Here is a 3932-nt window from a genome sequence, read left to right as displayed (position 1 = left end):
TTCAGCCTGGCAGGATCGATTACTGGAACACTTTATCGACGTGGCCGAGCACCCAGAGGGCTCTGACCTCCTCTACTACCCGGCAAACGAACTGGACGGCTACGCTGTGGCAGTGATCGCACGCATCATCGCCTGGCGAAAATCAAAGGGACTTCCCCTGTTCAAGGACGTGCAATGAACAAGTCTGTATGGGTATTGATGCTGCTTCTATCCGGTTGTGCCGACGGCAGGATCCTCATTCTGCCTAATCTGCAGGACCAGAAGTTCGCCTGCGACATGGATCCTTACAAACAAGGTTGCGAACGCCATAGTGACTATGACCGGCACTACAAGTCGCTCGAGGACAAAAAGGGCTAGCTAGCATATGCCGTTAATTCAGCGGTACCCGCGCATACCACTGCGATTGCTCGGAGGTGCTTCATGAGCGGTATAGTGGAAAACCCGGATAACACTATCTCCGAGCAAGTGCTGAAGACACTGAACAACTACCCGGAACTACTGTGCCAAATACCTCCCGGTACAGTGCTGTACCGCGTTCAGCCCTCCCGTTACGATGCCAACCCCGTCCACTATCGCGCCGACTCCGACACCCGCTACGCCGATCCCGCCAAACAGATCGGCGTCTATTACCTCGGTCTCACCGAGGAAGTTGCCGTGGCCGAGTCCTTCCAGCCTGGCCAGGGTGTTGATGACCAGTCAGTTAGTCTCTGGCGACTAGAGCAAACCTCACTGCATCGACTCAAGGCGGCGCGTGTATTGAACGTGGTTGACGTGGCCGCATTGGCGAATAGAGCCACCCACCATAAAGTGCGCGATATCGTGCAGGCCAAGGGACAGGGGCGAGAGGGATATGCACTCACCCAAAAAATCAGCCAAGCGTGCATGAATGTCGGTGAGGTCGATGGCCTGCTCTATCAGTCAGCGGTTTACACCGTGACCGGGTCCATGGACGGGTGCAACCTCGTGCTGTTCGAGGGCCGTAGGCGCCAAGTCGAGGCGGTCAGCCACCAACTGTGTATGGAAGTACTGTTACCGAATGGGGAGACGGCTGTGGAATTCCTGGAGAGTCTGGGTTTAGTGCTGGAGTAAGCACAAAAAACGGACCTCTCACGAGGCCCCCCTTCACTGTCCGGCCATCAACGCATTCCGGTAGTCACGCTTGATAATTTCCAGAGCGGTTGGATCATCCAGTACTTCAAACCGGGGCACTTCGTTGCTCGGCTCGCCTGGGTCGGAGTAATCCATTCTGCCGACCAGATGCTGAACGAGCATGTTCATTGCTTGCGTATCAGCAGGATCTACATCAAGCGATGTTATCAATGCCTCAATGATTGGCCTTGGCTTGTTTTCGACAAACTGAAACGACGGGTAGAACTTTCTGCGATTGCCGGTATTGGTGTAGGCCAGTAGCTTCCCCGCCTTGGCCTTCTGACTCAGTGCTTGTTTGGTAATGCCCAGGATTTCGCACGCTGCTTTAGCGTCAAGCAGCTCACAGCGACTGTCTACCCGTTCAAAGGCGCGCGCCTTCATCCTGGCCACCGCCTCCTGGTTGCGCGTTGCAATACTACGCTTCGCCTCAACCTCAACCTTGGCTAGCGCAGCAAAAGCCTTCTCGTCTGCAAGCGCCACGGCTTTCAGCACTACCGCCGCCGACGCTCGAGCAAGATGCTCCTCGAAACGCTCCCGCAATGCAGCCTTGGCGGCCTCGATGCTTGCGAGCGCGGGATGAATCGCATCGTGGGTGACCACACTCATGAAACCTCCCCAGAACCTGAATTGCTCATGTGCCCTTAGGCTAGGGCGCCGAGAAAAATCTGTCAACTTGTCAATTTGTCAATACAAAGCAATCATTGAAACCCACAAACAAAAAACCCCGCCGAAGCGGGGTTCTTCACAAACACCAGTACTTAGATAGCGCCACGCTGACGCAGCACATCCAGCACCAGCTTCACGCCTTCTTCAACACTGACGCTCTGGGTATCGATCACCAGGTCGGCATCCAGCGGCACATCGAACGGGAAGCTCTCACCCGGGATGTTGTCGCCGCCAGCAGCGTACAGGCCCTGCGGGTCACGCTCGCGGCAGGCCAGCGGCGAGGCCTGGACGTAAACGGTCACCAGGCGGTCCTTGCCGATCAGTGCCTTGGCCTGTTCGCGGCCTTCGGCATCCGGGGCGACGAACGCAGCCAGGGTCAGCAGGCCAGCTTCGTTGAACTGGCGCGCCACGTGGGCGGCGCGGCGCCAGTTCTCGGTGCGACCGGCGCGGTCCTGGGGCAAGCCCTTGTTCAGGTCGTGGCGCAGGTTCTGGCCATCGAGCACGTAGACCGCACGGCCCATGTCGAACAGCTTGCGTTCCACGGCATAGGCCAGGGTGCTCTTGCCCGCGCCGGACAGGCCGCTGAACAGCACGGTGGCCGGTTGCTGGCCGAAGCGCAGGGCGCGCTCTTCGGTGGACACGTGCGCCTGCTTGCCATGCTGGCCGGTGCTGCCGTGCGGCAATACAGGCTGGGCGATGATCATGCCGGCGCCCACGGTGCCGTTGGTCAGGCGGTCGATGACGATGAAGGCACCGGTGGTGCGGTTGCTGTCGTAACCGTCCAGGGCGATCGGGGCGTCCAGGGCGACCTTGACGCGGCCGATCTCGTTCAGTTGCAGCGCGCTGGCAGCGCCCTGCTCCAGGGTGTTCACATCGACCTTGTGGGTGATGCTGGCAATCGAGCCTGGCACGTAGCTGGTGGCGCGCTTGATGTCGTATTTCTTGCCCGGCAGCATCGGCTCTTCGGCCATCCACACCAGCATGGCGTCGAACTGGTCGGTCACCGGCGGCACGTTGTCGGCATGCACCAGCAGGTCGCCACGGGAGATGTCGATCTCGTCTTCCATGGTCAGGGTCACGGCCTGGCCAGGGCCGGCATTCTCCAGTTCACCTTCGTAGGTGACGATGGACTTGACCCGGCTGCTCTTGCCCGACGGCAGCACCACGATGTCGTCGCCCTTGTGCACCACGCCGCTGGCGATGGTACCGGCGAAGCCGCGGAAGTTCAGGTTCGGGCGGTTGACGTACTGCACCGGGAAGCGCAGGTCGGTGACGTTGCGGTCGGCCGACACTTCGACGGTTTCGAGGATTTCCATCAGTGCAGGGCCGGTGTACCACGGCGAACGCTCGCTGCGGTTGACCACGTTGTCGCCCTTGAGCGCCGACATCGGCACGAAGTGCAGGCTCGACGGCTGCAGGTTGATGGCTTCGGCAAACTTCAGGTAGTCGGCCTTGATCGACTCGAACACCTGCTCGTCGAAGCCCTTGAGGTCCATCTTGTTGACCGCGACGACGATGTGCTTGATGCCCAGCAGCGAGGCGATGTAGCTGTGCCGGCGGGTCTGGGTCTGCACGCCGTAGCGGGCATCGACCAGGATGATCGCCAAATCGCAGGTCGAGGCGCCGGTGGCCATGTTGCGGGTGTACTGCTCGTGGCCCGGGGTGTCGGCGATGATGAACTTGCGCTTGGCGGTGGAGAAGTAGCGGTACGCGACATCGATGGTGATGCCCTGCTCACGCTCGGCCTGCAGGCCATCGACCAGCAGCGCCAGGTCGACTTCCTCGCCGGTGGTGCCAGACTTCTTCGAATCGCGGGTGATGGCCTCGAGGTGGTCCTCGTAGATCATCTTCGAATCGTGCAGCAGGCGCCCGATCAGGGTGCTCTTGCCGTCATCCACGTTGCCGCAGGTGAGGAAACGCAGCAGTTCTTTGCGCTCGTGCTGAGCCAGATAAGCGAGGATGTCTTCGCTGATCAAATCGGATTGGTGCGACATGGAGTAACCCTGAAAATTAGAAGTAGCCCTGACGTTTCTTGTCTTCCATGGAACCGGCGCCATCGTGGTCGATGACTCGGCCCTGGCGCTCGGAAGTGCGCGTCAGGAGCATTTCCTGAATGA

The 3932-nt window shown here is 59.8% G+C and carries 5 protein-coding genes and 1 pseudogene; 3 read left to right on the top strand and 3 right to left on the bottom strand.

Annotated features, from left to right (window positions below; all coding sequences use genetic code 11):
• Positions 1–22 precede the first annotated feature (22 nt).
• From B3E94_RS04630 to B3E94_RS04620, 3 genes are all read left to right on the top strand, one after another.
• The gene (locus B3E94_RS04630) at positions 23–178 is read left to right on the top strand and encodes a bacteriocin immunity protein (protein ID WP_286912500.1); all 156 of its coding nucleotides are present in this window, start codon (positions 23–25) and stop codon (positions 176–178) included.
• Positions 175–357 carry a hypothetical protein gene (locus tag B3E94_RS04625; protein ID WP_176512336.1) on the top strand — a complete coding sequence of 61 codons (183 nt, stop codon included), beginning with the start codon at positions 175–177 and terminating at the stop codon, positions 355–357. Before B3E94_RS04630 ends, B3E94_RS04625 begins: the two co-directional genes overlap by 4 nt.
• 63 nt (positions 358–420) lie before the next feature.
• Positions 421–1089: an RES family NAD+ phosphorylase gene (locus B3E94_RS04620; RefSeq protein WP_286912499.1), complete on the top strand. Its 669-nt coding sequence runs from the start codon at positions 421–423 to the stop codon at positions 1087–1089.
• A gap of 33 nt (positions 1090–1122) precedes the next feature.
• Here B3E94_RS04620 and B3E94_RS04615 read toward each other — a convergent pair whose 3' ends face one another.
• From B3E94_RS04615 to B3E94_RS04605, 3 genes and pseudogenes are all read right to left on the bottom strand, one after another.
• Positions 1123–1755, bottom strand: coding sequence for a hypothetical protein (locus B3E94_RS04615; protein ID WP_286912498.1), 633 nt, complete (start codon positions 1753–1755; stop codon positions 1123–1125).
• Positions 1756–1907: 152 nt separating this feature from the next.
• A complete protein-coding gene (cysN, locus tag B3E94_RS04610; protein ID WP_286912497.1) occupies positions 1908–3809 on the bottom strand; it encodes a sulfate adenylyltransferase subunit CysN in 1902 nt (633 codons plus the stop codon).
• Positions 3810–3825: 16 nt separating this feature from the next.
• Positions 3826–3932: pseudogene (locus tag B3E94_RS04605) on the bottom strand (sulfate adenylyltransferase small subunit); the annotation flags it as partial.

The sequence above is a fragment of the Pseudomonas sp. UBA6315 genome (genome assembly GCF_002438125.1).
In the GTDB taxonomy this organism is placed as follows: Bacteria; Pseudomonadota; Gammaproteobacteria; order Pseudomonadales; family Pseudomonadaceae; genus Aquipseudomonas; species Aquipseudomonas faucium.
The sequence above is the reverse complement of the archived record's forward strand: the minus strand, read 5'-3'. Positions and strand labels throughout refer to the sequence as shown.

Bases quoted from the DNA above. Each gene is read 5' to 3' on its own strand.
- B3E94_RS04625 (WP_176512336.1), top strand. From the start codon at position 175: ATGAACAAGTCTGTATGGGTATTGATGCTGCTTCTATCCGGTTGTGCC.
- B3E94_RS04620 (WP_286912499.1), top strand. From the start codon at position 421: ATGAGCGGTATAGTGGAAAACCCGGATAACACTATCTCCGAGCAAGTG.
- B3E94_RS04615 (WP_286912498.1), bottom strand. From the start codon at position 1,755: ATGAGTGTGGTCACCCACGATGCGATTCATCCCGCGCTCGCAAGCATC.
- cysN (WP_286912497.1), bottom strand. From the start codon at position 3,809: ATGTCGCACCAATCCGATTTGATCAGCGAAGACATCCTCGCTTATCTG.